At 50.1% G+C, this 19,764-nt stretch carries 19 protein-coding genes and 1 pseudogene; 6 read left to right on the top strand and 14 right to left on the bottom strand.

All coding sequences use genetic code 11. The features are described from left to right. Positions 1 to 3: 3 nt before the first annotated feature. The 9 genes from DWX00_RS16670 to DWX00_RS16630 form a co-directional block, all read right to left on the bottom strand. Positions 4 to 618 carry a hypothetical protein gene (locus tag DWX00_RS16670; protein ID WP_118595804.1) on the bottom strand — a complete coding sequence of 205 codons (615 nt, stop codon included), beginning with the start codon at positions 616 to 618 and terminating at the stop codon, positions 4 to 6. A gap of 138 nt (positions 619 to 756) precedes the next feature. Continuing rightward, a complete protein-coding gene (gene ilvD / locus DWX00_RS16665) occupies positions 757 to 2,499 on the bottom strand; it encodes a dihydroxy-acid dehydratase (protein WP_118595803.1) in 1,743 nt (580 codons plus the stop codon). A gap of 139 nt (positions 2,500 to 2,638) precedes the next feature. After that, positions 2,639 to 3,532 carry an ABC transporter permease gene (locus DWX00_RS16660; protein WP_117762215.1) on the bottom strand — a complete coding sequence of 298 codons (894 nt, stop codon included), beginning with the start codon at positions 3,530 to 3,532 and terminating at the stop codon, positions 2,639 to 2,641. Continuing rightward, complete coding sequence (locus DWX00_RS16655) at positions 3,529 to 4,536, bottom strand: ABC transporter permease (protein ID WP_118595802.1); 1,008 nt, start codon at positions 4,534 to 4,536, stop codon at positions 3,529 to 3,531. Before DWX00_RS16655 ends, DWX00_RS16660 begins: the two co-directional genes overlap by 4 nt. Continuing rightward, positions 4,533 to 5,438 carry an ATP-binding cassette domain-containing protein gene (locus DWX00_RS16650; protein WP_117801889.1) on the bottom strand — a complete coding sequence of 302 codons (906 nt, stop codon included), beginning with the start codon at positions 5,436 to 5,438 and terminating at the stop codon, positions 4,533 to 4,535. The genes DWX00_RS16655 and DWX00_RS16650 overlap by 4 nt, the downstream gene beginning before the upstream one ends. Beyond that, positions 5,428 to 6,444: an ABC transporter ATP-binding protein gene (locus DWX00_RS16645; protein WP_118595823.1), complete on the bottom strand. Its 1,017-nt coding sequence runs from the start codon at positions 6,442 to 6,444 to the stop codon at positions 5,428 to 5,430. Before DWX00_RS16645 ends, DWX00_RS16650 begins: the two co-directional genes overlap by 11 nt. A 64-nt stretch (positions 6,445 to 6,508) precedes the next feature. After that, positions 6,509 to 8,110, bottom strand: coding sequence for an ABC transporter substrate-binding protein (locus DWX00_RS16640; protein WP_199669520.1), 1,602 nt, complete (start codon positions 8,108 to 8,110; stop codon positions 6,509 to 6,511). A gap of 278 nt (positions 8,111 to 8,388) precedes the next feature. Further along, positions 8,389 to 9,576, bottom strand: coding sequence for a hypothetical protein (locus DWX00_RS16635; protein ID WP_118595801.1), 1,188 nt, complete (start codon positions 9,574 to 9,576; stop codon positions 8,389 to 8,391). A gap of 95 nt (positions 9,577 to 9,671) precedes the next feature. Further along, positions 9,672 to 10,784: a M20/M25/M40 family metallo-hydrolase gene (locus DWX00_RS16630; RefSeq protein ID WP_055221225.1), complete on the bottom strand. Its 1,113-nt coding sequence runs from the start codon at positions 10,782 to 10,784 to the stop codon at positions 9,672 to 9,674. Between the two features lie 142 nt (positions 10,785 to 10,926). On the opposite strand from DWX00_RS16630, the gene DWX00_RS16625 reads away from it, so the two are divergent. Together DWX00_RS16625 and DWX00_RS16620 are read left to right on the top strand one after the other, a co-directional pair. Then, complete coding sequence (locus tag DWX00_RS16625; RefSeq protein ID WP_118595800.1) at positions 10,927 to 12,213, top strand: hypothetical protein; 1,287 nt, start codon at positions 10,927 to 10,929, stop codon at positions 12,211 to 12,213. Positions 12,214 to 12,236: 23 nt separating this feature from the next. Then, a complete protein-coding gene (locus DWX00_RS16620) occupies positions 12,237 to 13,394 on the top strand; it encodes a M20/M25/M40 family metallo-hydrolase (protein ID WP_158578892.1) in 1,158 nt (385 codons plus the stop codon). A gap of 125 nt (positions 13,395 to 13,519) precedes the next feature. On the opposite strand, the gene DWX00_RS16615 is transcribed toward DWX00_RS16620, so the two are convergent. Beyond that, complete coding sequence (locus tag DWX00_RS16615) at positions 13,520 to 13,993, bottom strand: hypothetical protein (RefSeq protein WP_118595798.1); 474 nt, start codon at positions 13,991 to 13,993, stop codon at positions 13,520 to 13,522. A 226-nt stretch (positions 13,994 to 14,219) separates the two neighbouring features. On the opposite strand from DWX00_RS16615, the gene DWX00_RS16610 reads away from it, so the two are divergent. From DWX00_RS16610 to DWX00_RS16600, 4 genes and pseudogenes are all read left to right on the top strand, one after another. Beyond that, a complete protein-coding gene (locus DWX00_RS16610; protein WP_022461332.1) occupies positions 14,220 to 14,438 on the top strand; it encodes a FeoA family protein in 219 nt (72 codons plus the stop codon). A 52-nt stretch (positions 14,439 to 14,490) separates the two neighbouring features. Further along, positions 14,491 to 15,077: pseudogene (locus DWX00_RS20225) on the top strand (GGDEF domain-containing protein); the annotation flags it as partial. Between the two features lie 3 nt (positions 15,078 to 15,080). Next, positions 15,081 to 16,433, top strand: coding sequence for an EAL domain-containing protein (locus tag DWX00_RS16605; RefSeq protein ID WP_442857810.1), 1,353 nt, complete (start codon positions 15,081 to 15,083; stop codon positions 16,431 to 16,433). A gap of 85 nt (positions 16,434 to 16,518) precedes the next feature. Continuing rightward, positions 16,519 to 16,938, top strand: coding sequence for a MerR family transcriptional regulator (locus DWX00_RS16600; protein ID WP_238046113.1), 420 nt, complete (start codon positions 16,519 to 16,521; stop codon positions 16,936 to 16,938). Positions 16,939 to 16,982: 44 nt separating this feature from the next. On the opposite strand, the gene DWX00_RS16595 is transcribed toward DWX00_RS16600, so the two are convergent. From DWX00_RS16595 to DWX00_RS16580, 4 genes are all read right to left on the bottom strand, one after another. Continuing rightward, on the bottom strand, positions 16,983 to 17,246 hold the full coding sequence (locus tag DWX00_RS16595; RefSeq protein WP_118595796.1) for a hypothetical protein: 264 nt from the start codon (positions 17,244 to 17,246) through the stop codon (positions 16,983 to 16,985). 62 nt (positions 17,247 to 17,308) lie between these two features. Then, complete coding sequence (locus tag DWX00_RS16590; RefSeq protein WP_243038045.1) at positions 17,309 to 18,214, bottom strand: SIR2 family NAD-dependent protein deacylase; 906 nt, start codon at positions 18,212 to 18,214, stop codon at positions 17,309 to 17,311. 52 nt (positions 18,215 to 18,266) lie between these two features. After that, on the bottom strand, positions 18,267 to 19,049 hold the full coding sequence (locus tag DWX00_RS16585; RefSeq protein ID WP_118595795.1) for a protein-ADP-ribose hydrolase: 783 nt from the start codon (positions 19,047 to 19,049) through the stop codon (positions 18,267 to 18,269). A gap of 79 nt (positions 19,050 to 19,128) precedes the next feature. Next, a complete protein-coding gene (locus DWX00_RS16580; protein ID WP_117801883.1) occupies positions 19,129 to 19,740 on the bottom strand; it encodes a pyridoxamine 5'-phosphate oxidase family protein in 612 nt (203 codons plus the stop codon). Positions 19,741 to 19,764 lie beyond the last annotated feature (24 nt).

The following is a 19,764-nucleotide window of genomic DNA, read 5'->3' as shown; positions in this document are numbered from 1 at the left end:
CCCTTATTTTTGCTGGAAAGCGCTGTGCTTTCTCTTCTTTTTCTTCGTATTCACACGGCGCAGACACGCATAGCGCAGCTTCAGCCGCATTTTCCAGCTGCAGCCCGGTACCGGCTCCATCAGCTTTTCCAGAAAATGGTTCAGCGTACGTTCCTCATAAGGAGACAGCAGAATCTCACCGTAGATATGTTTCTCGATCAGATGGCAGACACGCGTATATTCGCCTGGCTCGACCGCCGGAAATCTGCGGGCGAGTTCTGCATCGGTTGCTGCTGTTCCCCAGCCAAGACCGGCATCTATGCCCCACAGACAAAGATACTGGTAAATTCTTGCTTCCGTTCTTCGGATCCGCCTGCCCGGCCGCTCCTTCTGCTGTTTCTTTGCCGCCGGTCCAAGACAGATGATCCGCGCCGCCTCCGCCGCAATCACAAGCAGCGTCAGCAGAATCAGAAGCACGCCAAGCAGCCCGAGAAGAAACAGCGAAACACTGCGCAGTACCGGAAGAACGGCTTCGCCTGCCTTGCTCTTTCGGTTTTCCACACCGGTAATCTGCTCCGCCGACAGCGACTTGTTCTCCAGCACCACATTCTTCTGTACAGAATCTGGACTTCCGACCATTCTCTGAAGAGATGCAACATTATACAGGAACAGTTTGTTTTTTAGGTATTTTCTTTCACTTGTTTTTCTGTTGCTCCTTCCTCCATTTTTTGCTCTGCCTTAACTTCTAAAGACCATCCCAGAAAAACGCAAGTATTTTTAGTACTCCAGATACGCCCCTTTCATCGGGCTTGCTGCGTGGAGGCTGAAAAGACGGAGTACGCCTTTTTTGTATTTCGGCTCGCGCGGTTTCCAGTTTTGGCGGCGTTCTTTTAAGATCGCATCGATTTCTTCCATGGACTTGCGCTCACCGGCGATTCCGATGATGTTAAGTTTTCGTTCCTTCACATCAATCTCAATCAAATCCCCTTCCTCGACGAGTGCGATCGGGCCGCCGTCTACAGCTTCGGGACTGCAGTGGCCGATGACCGGGCCGGTGGAGGCGCCGGAAAAACGGCCGTCGGTGATAAGCGCGATGCTCTTTCCAAGCTCTTTGTCGCTGCTGATTGCCTCGGAAGTATAGAACATCTCCGGCATACCGCTGCCTTTCGGGCCTTCGTAGCGGATGAAGACGGCGTCGCCTTTCTGAACCTTATGTTTCAGCACGGCATCGAGGCACTCCTCCTCGCTGTCGAACGGTCGGGCACGGAGGACGGCGTGGAACATTTCTTTCGGGCAGGCCGTGTGCTTGATGACGGCTCCCTCCGGCGCAAGGTTTCCGCGCAGAACAGCGATGCTGCCGTCCGTTCCGATCGCCTTGTCATACGGGCGGATAATATCTTCTTTTATAATCGAAGTTCCATACCGCTCATTGAATTTTGCGAGCCATCCGCTGCACTTCTCATAAAATCCATTTTCACGAAGCTCCGCCAGATTTTCTCCGAGCGTCTTTCCAGTCACCGTCATCACATTGAGATGCAGATGATCTTTGATTTCTTCCATAATCGCCGGAACGCCGCCCGCATAATAGAAGCACTCTGCCGGCCATCTTCCTGCCGGGCGGACATCGAGCAGATACCGCGCATTGCGGTGCAGACGATCGAATGTGTCGCCGGTGATCTCGATGCCGAACTCATGCGCAATGGCCGGGATGTGCAGCAGGCAGTTTGTGCTTCCCGAAATTGCCGCGTGGACAAGAATCGCATTCTCAAAACTCTCTTTCGTCACAAGATCGCTTGGCCGCATATGCTCCATCTGTGCCAGTTTTACCGCCTGGCGGCCTGCCTCCCGTGCATATGCCAGAAGATCCGGGCTTGTCGCCGGCATCAGAGCGCTTCCAGGCAGGGCGAGGCCGAGTGCCTCCGCCATGATCTGCATCGTGGATGCCGTTCCGATAAACGAACAGGCACCGCAGCTCGGGCAGGCATTGCATTTCGCCCAGTCGAGCTTCTCCTCGTCGATCTCACCGCGCTCAAATTTTGCGCTGTACATGCCAAGCTGCTCCAGTGTCAGCATCTCCGGTCCCGCATTCATCGTTCCGCCCGGCACAACAACCGCCGGAATATCGACACGCGCAAGGCCGATCAGATTGCCCGGCATACCCTTGTCGCAGCTCGACAGATAGACGCCGCCGTCAAACGGTGTCGCATTCGCGTGGATCTCGATCATATTGGCGATCATCTCGCGGCTCGCAAGACTGTAGTTGATGCCGTCCGTTCCCTGGCTCTCGCCGTCACAGATGTCGGTGCAGAAATACCGCGCCCCGAAGCCCCCCGCTTCCGCAACGCCTTTCCGCACTTCCTCGACCAGCAGATTTAAGTGGCCGCTTCCCGGGTGGCTGTCCCCGTACGTACTCTCCACCATAATCTGCGGTTTTTCAAGATCCTCTTTTTTCCATCCTGTTCCAATCCGGAGCGGATCCATCTCCGGTGCAAGTTTCCGCATTTCCTGACTCTTCAGCATTTCCTTCTCCTCCCGCTGTTTTTTAGGTATTAAAAATACTCTTTCTGCTTTTCACTATAGCAATCCCTGTATTTGATTGCAAGACAAAAAAGCTGCAGTCTGCAGGGATTCCCCACAGACCGCAGCCTCTCTGAACAGCTCACAGATTTCTCTGTTTTCTGTTTGCCTGCTTCCGCAGATAATTTCCAATGCTTGTAAAACTAAGCAGCGTCACAATCAGAAAAACACCCGGGATCAGAATGATCCACCATGCCTTTGTCATCAGCGCTTTTTCCGAAAGTGACAGCATGCTACCCCAGGAAATCACCTCCAGCGGAAGACCGATTCCCATAAAACTCAGTGTGGATTCTGCTACAATCGCACTTCGGATGTTCATAACCACCATAAACATAATAGACGAAAAAAAGTTCGGTGCCAGATGGTGCCATAAAATATAGAAAAAACTGCCTCCCATACAGCGCGACGCAATCACGTATTCACTGTTCCGGATCTGCCGTACTTCGGTCCGCACAACCTTTGCAATGCTTGTCCAGCTTGTCATTCCGATCACGGCAGAAATCGTAATCACATTGGATTTTCCCGCAGCGGCCAGAAGAAAAATGACAAGAAGAAGATTCGGCACCGACAAAAAGATCTCGGTCAGCCGCATCAGAAGCGCGTCCAGCCACGCCGGTGCACATCCGCTGACTGCGCCGAAGAGAACGGCAATCACAGTGGAAATCAGCGTAGAAAGCAGACCGATCGCCAGCGATATTCTGCCGCCGTACCAGATCATCGAGAAAATATCTCTTCCCATCGTATCGGTTCCAAACAGAAATTCCCGGCACGGCATGACGGAACAGTTTTTCAGATCCATATACGAAGGATCCTTCGTCATGATCTGCCGACAGAAAAGGCAGCCCAGCACAAGAAGACCCAGAAAAAGCTCTGCTGCCACCGGCCGGTCCTGATACCATTTTTTCTTTTTTTCTGCTTCTGTTTTTTCTGCAGGCCTCTCTCCTGCAAATTGAAATAATTGTGTTTTTTCTGTCACAGCATCATTACCTCCGATGTTTCTGCCGCTTCTTTCTCCCGCATCCGCGGATCAATTCTCTCGTTGATGATCTGTGCCGCCATATTGCACAGAATCACAACGATTCCGGACATCAGGCAAAGCAGCATCAGAAGATTGTAATCTTTGTACCGTGCGCTCTCATACGCCAGCGTTCCGATACCGGGATACGAGAAAACCGTTTCTACAATATAGGTTCCCCCCAGCACATGCGGAACAGAAATGGCCATGATGCCAAGATACGACGGAATCGTATTCCGCAGGCAATGCCGGAACAGAACCGTCTTTCGTTTCAGCCCCTTGGCTCTTGCCAGAAGCACATACTCTTCCCGCACTTCATCCAGAATTTTATTGCGGATCATGTATGCGTAATACCACAAATGACTCAGCACTACGACCGTCATCGGCAGGATCAGATGACAGACACGGTCAGAAAAATCTGCCTGTTTTCCAACAGAGTAGGCACCGGAACTCGGCAGCCATTTGAGCTGCATGGAAAAAACAAGAATCAGAAGCAGCGACAGCCAGAATTCCGGAATACATCCCGTGATGGTTCCCACCTTACAGATGATGCGGTCCAGCCATATATCTTCCTTCCATGCACAGAGAATTCCAAGAAGCAGCGCGAGGGTGAAAATCAGCAGAAATCCAATGCCGCCAAGCACCAGCGTATTTCCAATTCTTCCCTCGATCACGCGCGTTACATCCATTTTATATTTGTACGAAATTCCGAAATCCCCATGCAGCGCATTGCCTGCCCAGCGGATATACTGTACGGAAATGGGATCATTCAATCCCAATTTTTCTTCGGCCCACGCTCTTTCTTCGGGCGTCATTTTTTCCACGCGGTCTCCGTAATATGATACCAGCGGATCTCCCGGCGCAAGCCTTGAAATATAAAATACGAGCACAGACAGCAGCAGAACACTTGCCAGAAATGCCGCTGCTTTTTTTCCATAGTAAAGCACTCTGTTCCGGCTTTTCATCCTGCATCGCCTCCCTCCATCAGCACAAAATGATCTTTTTCCACTTCCCGCAGTGTTCCCGTCCTGGGAAATTCTGTATTGGAAAAATCCGGTACAGCTCTCGCTCTTTCCCTTCGCGGATCCGGAATCGGAATGGCCGCGATCAGTGCTTTCGTATATGGATGCAGCGGATTTTCAAACACGGCTCGCGCCGGGCCGGTCTCCACCAGTTTTCCATGGTACATCACACCTACTCTGTCACACAGAAATTCGACCATATCCAGATCATGCGCAATAAACAGGAACGAAAAACCGTGCTCCTTCTGCAGATGACGGAACAGATTCACAATCTGTGCCTGTATCGACGCGTCCAGCGATGCAATCGGTTCATCCGCCACCAGAAGCTCCGGCTCCATCGTCAGTGCCCGTGCAATCGCAACGCGCTGCCGCTGTCCGCCGGACAATTCTCCCGGATATTTTTTCAGATATTCCGGATCCAGCCCCACGTATTTCATCTGGAATCTGGCTTCCTCCTCATAGCTTCCCCGCAGCGGCCGGATTTTCTGCACGCGCATCGGCTCCTCAATAATGTCACGGACCTTCATCCTCTGATTCAGACTGGAACCGGAATCCTGAAAAATCATCTGGCGTGTCGTCTGCAGCATTTTTTTATTTTTCCGGAACTGGCCTCTGTCGCAGGTATCAATCCCTTTATAATAAATCTGGCCGGCATATGGCTGATAAATATTCATCACACAGCGTGCAGCGGTAGATTTTCCGGAACCGGATTCTCCTACCAGTCCAAAAATTTCTCCTCTTCGAATCTGAAACGATACATCATCGACTGCCTTGACTGCTGTTTTCCGGGACAGTGGAAAAATATGGGTAAGATGACGCACATCCAGCAAAATCTCATGTTCCATCTGTATTTCCTCCTATCGGCGGCACAACCTTCGGTGCTCTCTCATCCAGCAGCCATGTTGCCGCATAATGGCTGTCTGTGACCCGGAACATCGGCGGCTCCTCCTCAAAATCAATTTCCAGCGCATAAGCATTGCGGCTGGCAAAGGCATCGCCCTTCGGCGGATGGAGAAGAGACGGCGGCATTCCCGGGATAGACGGCAGGCTTTCTTTTCCCCTCGAAAACGCCGGTATGGAACGCAGCAGTCCCCACGTATACGGATGACGGGGATCATAGAAAATCTCATCCACGGTTCCAATCTCTACTATTTTTCCCGCATACATGACCGCTACCCGGTCTGCGATCCGCGCTACAACGCCAAGGTCATGTGTGACAAAGACCGTCGCCGTTCCCAGTTTTTTCTGAATTTCCCGAAGCAGGTCCAGAATCTGTGCCTGAATCGTCACATCCAGCGCTGTCGTCGGCTCATCAGCAAACAGAATTTCCGGATCGCCCGCCAGCGCAATCGCCAGTACGATCCGCTGCCGCATTCCGCCGGAAAAGTGATACGGATATGCCTTTTTCCGCTCTTCTGCCTGCTCGATTCCCACCAGCTGCATCAGTTCTGTCACTCTCTGTTCCACTTCTTCTTTTCCCATGTCTTTCTGATGCGCCCGCACTGCCTCTGCAATCTGCGCTCCGACTGTCATCGTCGGATTTAAGGAAGTCATCGGATTCTGGAAAACCATCGAGAACAGTTTTCCCCGCAGTTCCCGCATTCTTCGCTCCCCGTATCCTGCAATTTCTTCTCCATTGACCAGAATTTTTCCGTTTTTGATCTTTGCATTCTCCGGCAGCAGCTTCATAATGCTTTTGCAGAGCACACTTTTTCCGCAGCCTGACTCGCCTACAACAGCGAGCACCTCACCTGCATTCAGGGAAAAGCTGACATCGCGGACCGCCTGTACTTCCCCCTCATCTGTAAAAAAGCTGACGGAAAGATGTTCCACTTTTAATCGTTCCTTCATTCCGTTTTTCTCCTGTACAGACAAAAAGGAGGTAACCATACCTCCTTCGTCTGCTTTTTTGTTTTTATTCTTCGATTGTCCAGTCCTGAATATTCCAGAAAATACCAACGCCGTGGTGGCCCAGCACCGTGTCTTTGGAAATGCCCTGAATACCGGAATCTGCCACATAATTTGCATCAATATAACAGATGAATGCATAGGCCGGATCTTCTGCCAGTTCTTCCTGGAATTTTCCGTAATATTCTTTCCGCACTTCCGGATCGTCACTCTGACGGGCAAGAGACAGATACTCATCTACTTTTTCATTGGAATAGCTCGAATAGTTCGCCCCTTTGTCCGTGCCGAAAACCTTATATGTATGATCGTCCGCATCGAACGGGCTTCCCCAGCCGATCAGGCAGGCCATCTGTCCGCCCCAGTCCATCTGTGCCGGAATTTCTACGGTACAGTTGATACCAGTTTCCCGGAGCTGCTGTGCTGCTGCCTGGGCAATATCAATGCGGTCCTGCTCACCGGACATCACGCTGATGACAAAACCGATTTCTTCGCCGTCCCGCTCATAGAAACCATCGCTGTTTCTGGTGCATCCGGCCGCTTCCAGAATTTCCTGTGCTTTTTCCGGATTGTAATCATAATGTTCTACGTTTTCGTTATTGTAAATGTTCCGCTGCAGCGGACTGTATGCCGCCATTCCCTCGCCAAGAAGCACAGAATCGATAATGGCCTGGCGGTCAATCGAATAACAGACGGCCGGAATGATGTCCCTGTTTTTCGTCCAGTAATCATTCGCAAAGTTAAATAAGATTCCGCGGTAATCTGCCGTTGTCATGTCATAGCAGGTAAAACCGTCTTTTTCTTTGAAATTCTGCGCATTTTTCGGGTCAAGCAGCGCCAGATCCAGTTCGCCGGATTCCAGCTGCATCGCCTGTGCATTATCATCTGGTACAATTTTGAAAATGACCTTGTCAATCTTTGGTGCCCCAAGGTAATAATCTTCATTTTTTACCAGAACAATCGACTGGCCTTCGTCCCAGCTCTCCAGTTTATACGGGCCGGTTCCAACCGGTGCACGGAAGAAATCCGATTCCTGCATGTTTTCACCTTCCAGCAGGTGCTTCGGCAGGATGGCCATCGTCATGTATTCCAGGAAAGCCACGTTCGGCTCGGAAAGGCGGAAGGAAACGGTGCTGTCATCTATAACTGTAATCTCTTCTACATCCTCATAATTTGGTGCATTTTCAGATCCGTTTTCCGGATCCATGATCGCTTCGATGGTGAATTTCACATCATCCGCCGTAAATTTTTCTCCATCATGCCATTGGATGCCGTCCCGGATATGAAAGGTGTAGGTGCAGGTTTCTGCATCGTACTCCCATTTTTCTGCCAGACCCGGAACAATGTTGTCATCCGCATCGTGTGCGGTCAGTCCGTTGAACAGCAGCAGATTAATTTCACCGTGCTCATCCATCGCCGGATTAATCCTGGTATAATCAGCAGAACCGTAAACCAGGGTCGTCTCTTCCTCCCCTGTCTGGCCGGAAGAAGCTTCCGTCTCTGTTTTCGACAAATCTGTATTGTTGCTGTTTTTCCCGCTGTCCTGACCGCATGCCGCAAGGGATGCTGCAAGAGACACCATCAGCATCAAAGATAATATTTTCTTTTTCATCCTTTTCCTCCCATTTTCAGACCGTTTTTACCCGGACTGACCGCTTTTTTGCTTTGTACTCCCATGATCTGCGCGCCTGATCCATGTACTGTTCGTTCATTATATTTGATATTTCAGGCTCTCACAAGCCGGGTGGGGGGATATTTTTTTCTTTTCTCGTAAAGTTAATCGTCTCATGCAGAGGGAACTGCTCCGCATGCCAACATAAAACATGACCTTGATCAGGGGACTCTTCCTCTGCATCAAGGTCATGTTTCTTTTCCTATGATTTTAAAATTTTACAGCATATTGATAACAAATCCAGCCAGCATCGTGGACAGAACCGTAATAACCGTAATTCCTCCCACAACATACGGCACGTTTAAGGTATCTTCGATAAACGCTTTCTCCTCCGGTGTATCTCCGACCGCATCGCCGACCTCGCGGCAGATGACCACGTTGCTCGGGAATCCGAGGAACTGCTCGACACCGATGCCGACAGCCAGATCCTTGTCGCCGACAAGTTTCCAGGTCGGGAGAACCCATCCAACCAGTGCAACACCGATCAGAGCCGCGGCAAACAGAACGATGGTCTGGAATGCCATGGTACCGAGATCACTTAAGGAAACCTTCGCCAGAGACGGGATGATGGAGCCAAAGACAGCAACCATCATAAGGCCGTAGGAATTCGATTTCTGCAGCGGTTTTGTCGGAACGAGTCCGGAAGCGGCACAGACAACACCGAGAAGCAGCGCCCAGATGCTGTAGTTGATCGGAGTCAGATCGCCAAGGATGTGGGCAACCCAGGAACCGGCTGCAACGAGCGCCATCATGACGTTGGCGGAATACCATTCTTTGTGTTTATCTGCAAAGGAAACTTTTGCAGAAGTACCGTTTTCGGTCTCCTGCTTTTTAAACTGCGCCGGATTCTCGCGGTATGCTTTCAGCAGTTTTTTTCCGTAACGGATACCCATGGCAGATGCGATCGGCGCACCGACGAATTTCTGTACGGAATAGATGACTGCACAGAGCGCTGCCGCCGTTGCCAGTCCTTTTTCTGCTGCGGCGCTTGCCATCAGCGAAGTTGCCATTGCCGCACCGTTGATAACCGGCATGACGACGAGCATAGTGTCAAATCCGATGATCGGGGATACCAGAAGCATCACAAGGCAGGACGCCAGCATACAGAGTGCCGCCATTAATACAGTTCTCCACTCCTCGATCAGCTGTTTCACGTTCAGGGTAGTACCCATGTTGAACAGTATCATCGCAATTGCCAGTTTTGATAACGCCGTAAGGCCTCCCTGATCGATGATGTCCGCCGGGATCAGTTTCGTCAGAAAGCCTACCAGGAACAGGAGCATGACGACCATCATTCCGGACAGCTTTCCTTTTGTAATTTTACCGACAATGTCGCCAAGTGCAAACACGATCAGAACAATCATGAAGCTGGAGAACATTGCGTTGTTTGTTAAAATCTCAGCCATTTCTTTTTCTCCCTTGCTCTTTTTAATTTGAAATTATACATAATTTTCTTTTATTTTGCAAGTTTTATCCAGTTTTTATTTTATATTTTGCATATTTATGCAATCCTTCCAATTATCCGCGCCACAAGCTCTCCGGCATGATAGAAGTCATCGAGATGCAGATATTCTTCGGTCGAATGATTCTTGAAATATCCTGTTGCGATACCGACACAGGTGATTCCCTTCTGATTGAAAATATTGCCGTCCATACCGCCGCCTCCGCCGTTGATCTGCGGTTCGATTCCCATCTCTTTCAGGGATTCCGTGACGATCTGAATCATCTCGGAATCCTCCGGGATGAAGAACGGCAGGAAGGTGTTTTCTCTTTTAAATTCCACACGCGCACCGCGCTTTTCTGCGATTTCACGGCAGTGCGACTGGAAATACGCTTCATAGCGGTCGAGTTTTTCTCCCGACCGGCTCCGCATCTCTCCGCGCAGGATTGCGTGGTCGCAGACAACGTTCATTGCCTCGCATGTTTTGGACCAGAGGTGAGAAAAGTTCGACGTTGTATTTTCATCCAGTCTTCCCGTCTCCATCGTTGCGAGCATTTCCGCCATAATTTTTGCCGCATCAATGCCTTTCTCCGGCTCATTTCCCGCATGGGCTGCCTTGCCGAAAACCTGTGCTTCCAGAAGGGCACGGCCCGGCGCACCATTTACAATTCGGCCGATGCGTCCCGGGGAGTCGAGCACATACATCGTTTTTGATGTCAGCAGGCTTACATCGAATGCTTTCGCACCGTACAGACCGGCCTCCTCGCCGACCGTAAAGAGGATCTCCAGTTTCGGAAGCGCCTTCCCGGATTCAATCGCCTGACGCACGCCCTCTAAAATGGCTGCCACACCGGACAGATCATCCGCCGCCAGAATCGTGTCGCCCGAAGAACGAAGGATTCCATCCTCCTCCACCGGTTTGATTCCAATGCCGCCCGGCACACGGTCCATATGGGAACAGAAACAGACAACACCGTCCCGCTCTCCTTCCCGAACCGCCAGAATATTGCCGCACACGCCGCCAAACGTAGCCCCGGCCTCATCCCGCGTAATCGCAAATCCCATCTGCTCCAGTTTTTTCACCAGATGCTCTGCAATCTCCGTCTCCTGACCGCTCGACACATCAATCCGCATCAATTCGGTCAGTTCATCTAACATACGTTGATTTTTCATTTCTTTTCCACTCTCCATTCTTGAAAAAAATTTTCAAAAACAATTCTTCTACATCTTACCATTTGCCTTTCGTCCTTAATAGGTGTAAAATTATGCTATAATTCATTTTTATGTCTTTAATTCTCGGAAAGGAATTTTATATATGAAAATCGGCGTAACAGGTTCTGACCATATCTGCGACAGGATTCAGAAAACGCTGGAGAAGCGCATGCCGGACCTTGAAGTGGTCTACCGGCGTTCCAACGATTACCGGTACGGTCTGGAAGCGGCTGCCCAGTTTCAGAAAGGGAAAGTATCCGGCATTATTTTTACTGGGCCGACCAACTATCACTATGCTTTAAAGCGGCTGGAGCCAAACGTTCCCTGGACCTTTCTTCCGCACAATCAGGCTTCCATCTTAAAAGCGCTGGCGGAATCTGCTGTCCGTTATTCCTGCGTGCCGGATGTCATCAGTATCGATATGTATGAGGAACAGCTTGTGCAGGAAACGCTGGAAGAGATCGGCATTTCCAATGGCCGCGTCCTTGTGGCACACGGCTCTTCTCCCGATCAGGGCGATTTTCAGGATGCCCTCACGGATTTTCACCGTTACAACTATTTTCACAACGGGGCAAAAATCTGCTTTACCAACATGGAAAAAACGTATGAGGCACTGTCGGCAGAAGGCATTCCCTGCATCCGCATCTCGGTTTCCGAGGATGTAATTCTGGAACAGGTTTATCATCTTCAGTTTCTGGAAAATACGGCGCAGAAGAACCGCGGGCAGAGTGCTTCCGTGCAGATCTATTTTGATTATTCCTTTGATCAGGAAACGGATCTTTCGCTCCGGGAATGGGAGAAGATTCATTATCAGAATGAGATGCGCGAGCTGATCTACTCTGCCGCCCACCGCATGGGGGCTGCTGCGTTCTCCGAGGGCGCTTCTATTTTTTATATCATGTCATCCCGTCCGGTTCTGATGCGGGAATTTATTCAGAACGGGGAATATCAGAAGATTCTGTTTCACGGACAGCAGACGCCGCACAACCGGCTGTGGATCGGCATCGGCTACGGTGATACTCCCATGGAGGCGAAATCCCGCGCGGCGATGGCGCTCAACCACTCGATCGCGGACCGCTCCGGCGCGAACTATATTGCGGAGGATGAGCATCAGTTTACCGAAATTAAGATCAATGACCCGACCGATCACACGGCGTATCTTCTGCACCGGCTTCACATCAGCAGCAGTACGTATGAAAAACTGAAAGAGATTCTGCAGTCACATGATCAGGTAATCACTTCCGCACAGCTCGCTGCAGATATGGGGATCACGGAGCGGAGCGCCAACCGGCTGATTCTGCGGCTGGAACAGGAAAACTGTGTGACCACGATCGGCAAAATCAGCGGCGGCAGGGGACGGCCGGCACGGATTATGAAAATCACTTTATAAAACATAAGAAATGGAGAATGTTTATGGATAAAAGAACGGAACAGGCATTTGCCTATCTCGAGAAAAACGAACACAGTATGATGGAGCTGCTGAAAAATCTTGTCTCCATTGAAACGCCTTCGGCTGATCGCGAGGCGAATGAGCGGATTGCGGCGCATCTCGATACGTACTGTGATGCGCTCGGCATGGAGCATCAGATTCATCACTTTGAGAAGGCTGGCCCGACGTTTGCCGCGTGGACCCGGCCGCAGGAAAAGAAGCCGATTCTTCTGCTTGGGCATATGGATACAGTTCATGCGGTTGGAAAGTTCGGCCTGGAACCGTTTCTTGTGAAGGATGACCGCGTGTACGGTCCAGGCGTTTATGACATGAAGGGCGGCGATGTGATCGCGCTGTTTGTGCTCCGCGCACTGAATGCGGTCGGGTATGAGGACAGACAGATCAAACTGGTGCTCACCGGTGATGAGGAAGTCGCCCATGCATTTTCCCACGGCGAGGCCGGAAAGCTTGTCGAGCAATATGCCAGCGGCTGTGAGGCGGCGTTTAATCTGGAATCGAGTTATACCAACGGTGAAGTGACTACGAGAAGAAGCGGCGGCGCGATCATCCGCGTGAAAGTAAAAGGAAAAGCTGCTCATGCCGGAAAGGAACCGCAGAAAGGCGCGAGTGCGGTTCTGCAGGCGGCACGCATGATTACAGAGATTGAAAGCCGCTCCGTTTTCGGCTATCTTTCCTTCAATTGCGGCCGCATTTCGGGCGGAACCGGCGCTAACGTTATCCCGGATTCCTGTGAGTTTTCCATCGGCATCCGCTATGCGGCAAATGCTCAGTATGAGGAAGCCATCGCTTTCTTAAAAAATCTCTGCGAACACGTCACCGTTCCGGGCACAAACTGCACGATGGAACAGAACGGCTACTACCCCGCCATGGAAATGGTCGACGGTGCCGACCGCCTCCTCTCCCTCTATCAGGAAAGCTGTAAACTCCTCGGCGAACCAATCCCGCAGGGCATCCAGCAGAGCGGCTGCTCCGACACCTCCTTCGTCACCCGCATCGGAATCCCCGCCCTCTGCAGCCTCGGTATCCAGGGCGCAGGCGCACATTCACTTGATGAGTATGCGATTCCGTCGTCGCTGCTGACACAGTGTAAAAAGCTGGTAGCTACGATTTTGGCAATGTAAACTGCTCTGCGGTTCTTGACAAATAATGCACTATATTTAACAAAAAAAGAAACGGGTTTTTTGTCCGGTAAGCTCATCAGGAGCCGAGGGAGTTGCTCGTTTCTTTTTTTGTTATCCTATTTTCTTTACCCTATCACATCCGTAACCGCATTCACCGCTTTCGCCACAAAGCTGATCGTCTTTTCATTGAACACTTCCCCGTCTTTTGAGATCGAAACGTGTGCCAGTCCGATCTCATCTTTCTCGCTCGCTTCGGTGCTGCCCATGAGGGTGGTCCATTTGATCTGGATGTCATCGGCGGTGATCGTGTGGTCGCAGGTTACTATGTACTGTGCTTCATCGAACAGCGGCGAATTGGATTCCGCATAGACGATGATGTCGTTGTTTTTTTCCTGATAGACGCGCACGGTGTAATTCACCAGGTCTTTTTCATCCGTAATATAGTCCTTATTCGGCGATACGGTTTCTTCGCAGATCAGGCTGGCGTCTTTTGGAATTGTATTGTTCTCTTTCTTTTTTGTCATTCCGATCATCAGCATACAGTTGCAGAGTGCTGCGATCAGAACTGCAAGCAGCAGGATTTTTATTCTAGGTTTCATTGTTTTCTCTTCCTTTTCCCATGTCATAGTTTGTCACTGATGTTTCATTTCCATTATACATGATTCCCTCAAAATAAGAAACGTTAAAATACGTCCATCCCCATAAAAGCTTTTTTGAAAAAATTTCTCAAAGAAAAAGTTTTCCATTTTGTTCCAAATATGTTATGCTATACTGTCTGTTAGGCAATTCTAACTCGATGTACTCTCGTAATAAAGGAGGAACTGCATGCCTTTAAATTTAACCGATTTCAATCAGTTTTACGTCATCAATAAAATCTGCGGCCAGGAAAAGCAGCGTCATTATCTGGAGTCGCTTGGGTTTGTTCCCGGGGCCAGGATTTCGATTCTGTCGGAGCTTCACGGTTATTATCTCGTCATGGTGAAGGGCAGTAAAATCGGGCTGGATAAGAGTCTGGCCAAGAAAATTATTGTGTATGCCAGCTGAACCGATGGCAGGGTTCACTTTTTGCATACGCATTTAGAAAGTATGGAGTATTATGGAAAAGAACAAAAAAATCATCAAACTGTGCTATCTGCAGATCGCATTCTATGTCGTCTTTCTGACATCGCTGCTTCTGCATTTCAAGCGTGGGCTGGATCATCGCGCCTTTGCGCTTCTGATTATCCTTACGCTGCTCGGCTGCGCCTCTGCACTGACGCTTACCGATTATCTGAAAAGCCTGATCCGCCGCTCCGGCTTTGATGTCGCCGGCGTGCACGATAAAAAGTCGCTGGAAGAAAAGCTCCTCCAGCTTCAGAACGCGGACGATACACTCGATGTCGGCGTGATGATGTTTGATATGAACAATTTAAAGATGATCAACGACACGTACGGCCACGAAGAAGGCGACGTCTTTATCCAGACCTTCGCCTCCTATCTGACCCGCATTCTGACCGAGGACAGCTTTCTTCGCGGTTCGGCGGTGATGAATTTGTCATTGTGCAGAATCATGCAACCTGGAACCAGCTGGAGCAGATGAATCTTCAGCTGCAGACGATGATCGACACCTACAACCAGACGGCGGATCACCCGCTGAGCTATGCCGTCGGATATGAGCTGAGCTGCAAAAATCATTATTATCTGATCATGGATCTGCTGCAAATGGCGGACGAAAAAATGTACCAGGACAAGCGGTATAAAAAACAGCTCCAGAAAAACGGACCTCTCGCCGCCCGCCGCAGTATGCTTGCTGAGAGCATTTCCACGGATTCTTTAAAAGAAAAAATTTTTACGCTTCTCAATAACAGAAGCGAAGAAAAGCAGTACGCCTTTCTGATGACGGATGTCGACAATTTTCATCTGATCAACGATTACTGGGGTTATGAGATGGGTACGAACATTCTGAATTTCATCCTGAAAAAGCTGGAACTCTTTCCGCAGACACTCTTTGTGAACCGCTATCACTCCGATATCTTTGTCGGCATTATCGATATCACCGGGCAGGATCCGGCCGTGGTGCGGGAAAAGATTTCCGCCTATCACAAGCAGGCGATCCGCGAAGTGCTGGAATCGTACCCGCTGAATTACATGACGCTGAACACTGGCGTCTATTATCTGAATGACACGGACACACCAACGGAGGAAGTCATCTCTCATGCCAACATTGCGCGGCGGCGTGCGAAGGAAACTTCCACCTGCGTCTTCGAATGCAACGCCGAGCTTTCCAGCACGGAACAGAAGCGCGCGGAGACCATTCATTCCTTCCAGAATGCCCTTGCGAAAAAAGAATTTCAGATTTATTTCCAGCCGAAAATCAGCGGAAAAACGCAGGAAATTGCAAGCGCCGAGGTGCTGGTACGCTGGCTGCGCGAGGACGGCACGCTCTGGTTCCCGGACAGCTTTCTGCCGATTCTGGAGGAGACCGGAGAGATTGAGTCGCTCGACTATTATGTGTATAATGCTGCTTTCCAGTGGCTCGCTGACCGCCGGGAAAACGGACTTCCGCTGCTGCCGCTCTCGCTGAATGTGTCGCCGATTCATTTCCGCAAGATCGATACGTTCACACAGCGGATCACACAGCTGCTCGATCATTATCAGATTCCTTCGAAGTACCTGGTTTTTGAGATCACAGAAACAACGTACATTCATAACATTGATGCCGTCAACCAGATGATCCGCTTTTTCCACGACCGGGATATCCGCATTTCCATGGACGATTTTGGGTCTGGATATTCGTCCTTAAATTCGCTGAAGGATATTCTGTTTGATGAAGTTAAAATTGACAAACATTTCCTCTCGGCGGGCCTCTCCGAAAAAGGAAAAATTGTGCTGGAAGAGATGTTCCATCTTTTAAAACGCACAGACAAATGGATTGTCTGCGAGGGTGTAGAGACGAAAGAGATGGTAGATTTTCTGATCGCCGAAGGATGCGACGAGCTGCAGGGATTCTATTATTATAAACCGATGGAACAGAAAAAATTTGAAGAGCTGATCGCTTGACAAAGTCCGAATTCTATACTATGGTTATCTTGCCCGGTAGTTACTACCGATTCAATTCTGTTATCAACTTTGTTGGGAGGTATGCATGATGTATTCCATGAAAGAAGCCTGCATCCAGACAGGCATGTCATATGAAACCCTGAAATTTTACTGCAAAGAAGGCCTCGTCCCGAACGTAAAACGCGACAGCCACAACTACCGCGTTTTCGACGACCGCGACATCAAATGGATCCAGAGCCTCGGCTGCCTGAAGCGCTGCGGCATGACGCTGGCGGAAATGAAAGAATATCTCGCCTACTGCCTCGAAGGTCCATCCTCCATTCCGGAGCGTAAAGAAATTCTCGCGGTAAAAAAAGAAGCGCTGCTCGCATCGATGGAAAAACTGCAGAAAGCCATCGATTATATCGACTGGAAACAGAATTTTTACGATGATGTCCTGTCGGGAAAAATCGAATATCACAGCAATCTGATTTCGGATGAAGAGATTGCACAGAAGGCACAGTAGTCCTTCCTATCCTATGCAAAAAACGGCGCCGATCTTTTTACAGATCAGTGCCGTTTTCTCATTTTTTCTCTTCTTTCCTCCACCGTCTCCATGCGTCGTCTGCGGAGCTGTTCATTTACTTCGGCTGCGGTCCGCATACTCCGTCCGAAATCGACGATGTGCCACAGGATTTTTGCTCCCAGGATAAAGGATCCGTAGATGGCTGCATCCAGCGGGCCGTACCAGAAATGCCAGTAATGTGCCAGCGGCAGCAATGTGATTTCCAGCAGGCAGGTATGCAACTCTGTTGAATTTATCTCGTCAATCATGTCATCATCTCGTCACGTAAGTGACGTGATTAATTTTCTCGAATATTATATGTTTTTCCGTCTCAGATCCGATCCAGCACTTCCCCAATATCCCCTTTAATGCACACCGCTCTGTCACGGATCAGATCCGGGACACGCATATCGCCGGTGTTGATGCAGACATAAAGATTATCTTTATCTTCTGCTGTCATGCTGAAAAATGGATATTTGATGATTCCCGGCGTGTTGTATCCCACGCCGAGTTCCAGATACAGGATATGGCCTCTGTTGTGACGAAGCAGGAAATCGATGCGTCGGCTGGATGCCTCATGCCAGCCTTTATCTTCCACAAACGTGTCATCCGCGCGCAGATTCATGCTCATCGGTTTTCCGCAGTGTGGGCAGTACGGCACCAGTTCGGATGGGATCCGCATGCTCAGGTTTCCGTTCTCCGGCGGAACAAGGCTTCCGTCTTCCAGGATCTGATACCCCTGGGCAAGCAGCATCTTTCGAATGATTTCTTCATTGTCATACTTTTCCTTGCAGCACGGCTCAGAGCACTGAAACAGGCCGTAATCTCCCTGCGTGTAAAACAAACGGTTTTTATCAAATCCGGCTTTCTGGAAGCAGTGGTCTACATTTGTGGTGATGACAAAATAGCTCTTATTTTTCATCAGGCTGAGCAGTTTCTGGTAAACCGGTTTTGGCGCGTCCTGATAACGGTTGATGTAAATGTATCTGCTCCAGTACGCCCAGTATTCTTCCAGCGTATCGTAAGGGTAGAAGCCGCCAGAATACATATCGTGGAAACCGTATTTCTGTTCAAAATCTGCAAAATATTTCCGGAACCGCTCACCGCTGTAGGTAAATCCGGCCGATGTCGAAAGCCCAGCCCCGGCTCCTATTAAAATCGTGTTTTTTTCCTGCAGTGCGGTGCGAAAACGCTCCATCTTTTTTTCAAATTCTCTTTCTTTCCAACTTTCAAACATCACAAATTCACCTCTTCTTTTCTTTCTGCTTTTGTTCCCCATTCTTCAGCGATTACTTTTCTCCCAGCAGCTCCTCATAAATCTCCCGGTCGCGGTCCTTGAACACGTTGAAAATGACCTTCTCCACGCTCGTCTCTTTCTGCGCCAGAAACTCTTTCACCGTCGCAACGGCAATCTCCGCTGCTTTCTCGTTCGGAAAATGAAATTCTCCAGTGGAAATGCAGCAGAACGCCACGCTTTTCAGTCCGTTCTCCGCCGCAAGTGACAGGCACGACCGATAGCAGTCCGCCAGCTGCCGGCAGTGTGTTTCCGTCAGATGGCCGCCCACAATCGGTCCAACCGTGTGGAGCACATAGCGGCACGGCAGATTATACGCCGGCGTGATTTTCGCCTGCCCCGTCGGCTCCGCATGGTCCTGCGCTTCCATCATCTCCTCGCAGTACAGCCGAAGCTGCACACCCGCAAACGTATGGATGCAGTTGTCAATGCACCGGTGATTCGGCACGTAACAGCCAGTCATCCCGCTGTTCGCCGCATTCACAATCGCATCGCACCGGAGCGCGGTGATATCGCCCTGCCAGAGATACAGCCCCTGCTGCACCGGCGTAAGGTCGTCGACATTCGTCACGCCCTTTTTTGCCGTCTCCTCCTGCAGATACGCATCCTGAATGTTCAGAAATTCTGCACTGCTCTTTTTCACCATGCGCACATTCATCAGCCCCCGCAGAAGCTGTCTCTGCCCGGTGCTGTCAGACGGAATCTGCATTCCGCGGTACTCCCGGCTCTCTTCCAGCAATGACTGGATCAGAAAATTTCTTCGTTCACTCTGGTTCATGTTATTCCCTCATTTCCATCGTTTCTATAGACTTTATCTTATCACTATTCCCATAAAATCTGTAGCTAAAATAAGGGGACTACTGCCCTCTTTTGCGAATCGTTCCTCTCGGACACGTCTCCGCGCATCGGCCGCAGTGCAGGCACTGGTGCTGGTCGATGACGGCCGGGATGCGGGTGATGTCGATGCATTTCTGCGGACAGACTGAAAAACAGAGCTTGCAGCCAATGCATTCGTTTCCCACCTCGTACCCAGCCATCGACTGCTCTGCGCCGCCGATCAGGATCGTGTCCCGCACGATATGCGACGGATCGCTGATGTCGAAGTATTCTCCCTCGGCCTCGTACACGCGGAACACCTCAAGTGCCGCGCGTGTATCGCCGGGATAAATTTTCTGCATGTATGGATTTTTTCCGAAAATTTCATCCAGCTTTTCACTGTGGATGTTCTGGATTCTGCCGCGGAGAGAGACTGCTTTTTTATCTTTCGTCGCAGAAATTGCCACATAGCCCTGCTCCATGAGCTGTGCATAAAAGGCTTTTCCTTTTGCCGTCAGAAAATACACTCCTTTCTTGTCCCACAGCATCATATCGATCACACGGGTCTGTGGATGACCGTCTGCACCGATCGTCGCCATCGTGGTTGAGTGCATCTCCTCTACTAACATCTTCAGATAATCATTTCTCTCCATAGCGGCAGATTCCTTTCTCTTTTT

The sequence above is a fragment of the Blautia sp. AF17-9LB genome (assembly GCF_003479185.1).
Taxonomy (GTDB): domain Bacteria; phylum Bacillota; class Clostridia; order Lachnospirales; family Lachnospiraceae; genus Fusicatenibacter; species Fusicatenibacter saccharivorans.
This window is presented reverse-complemented; position numbering and strand designations above follow the sequence as displayed.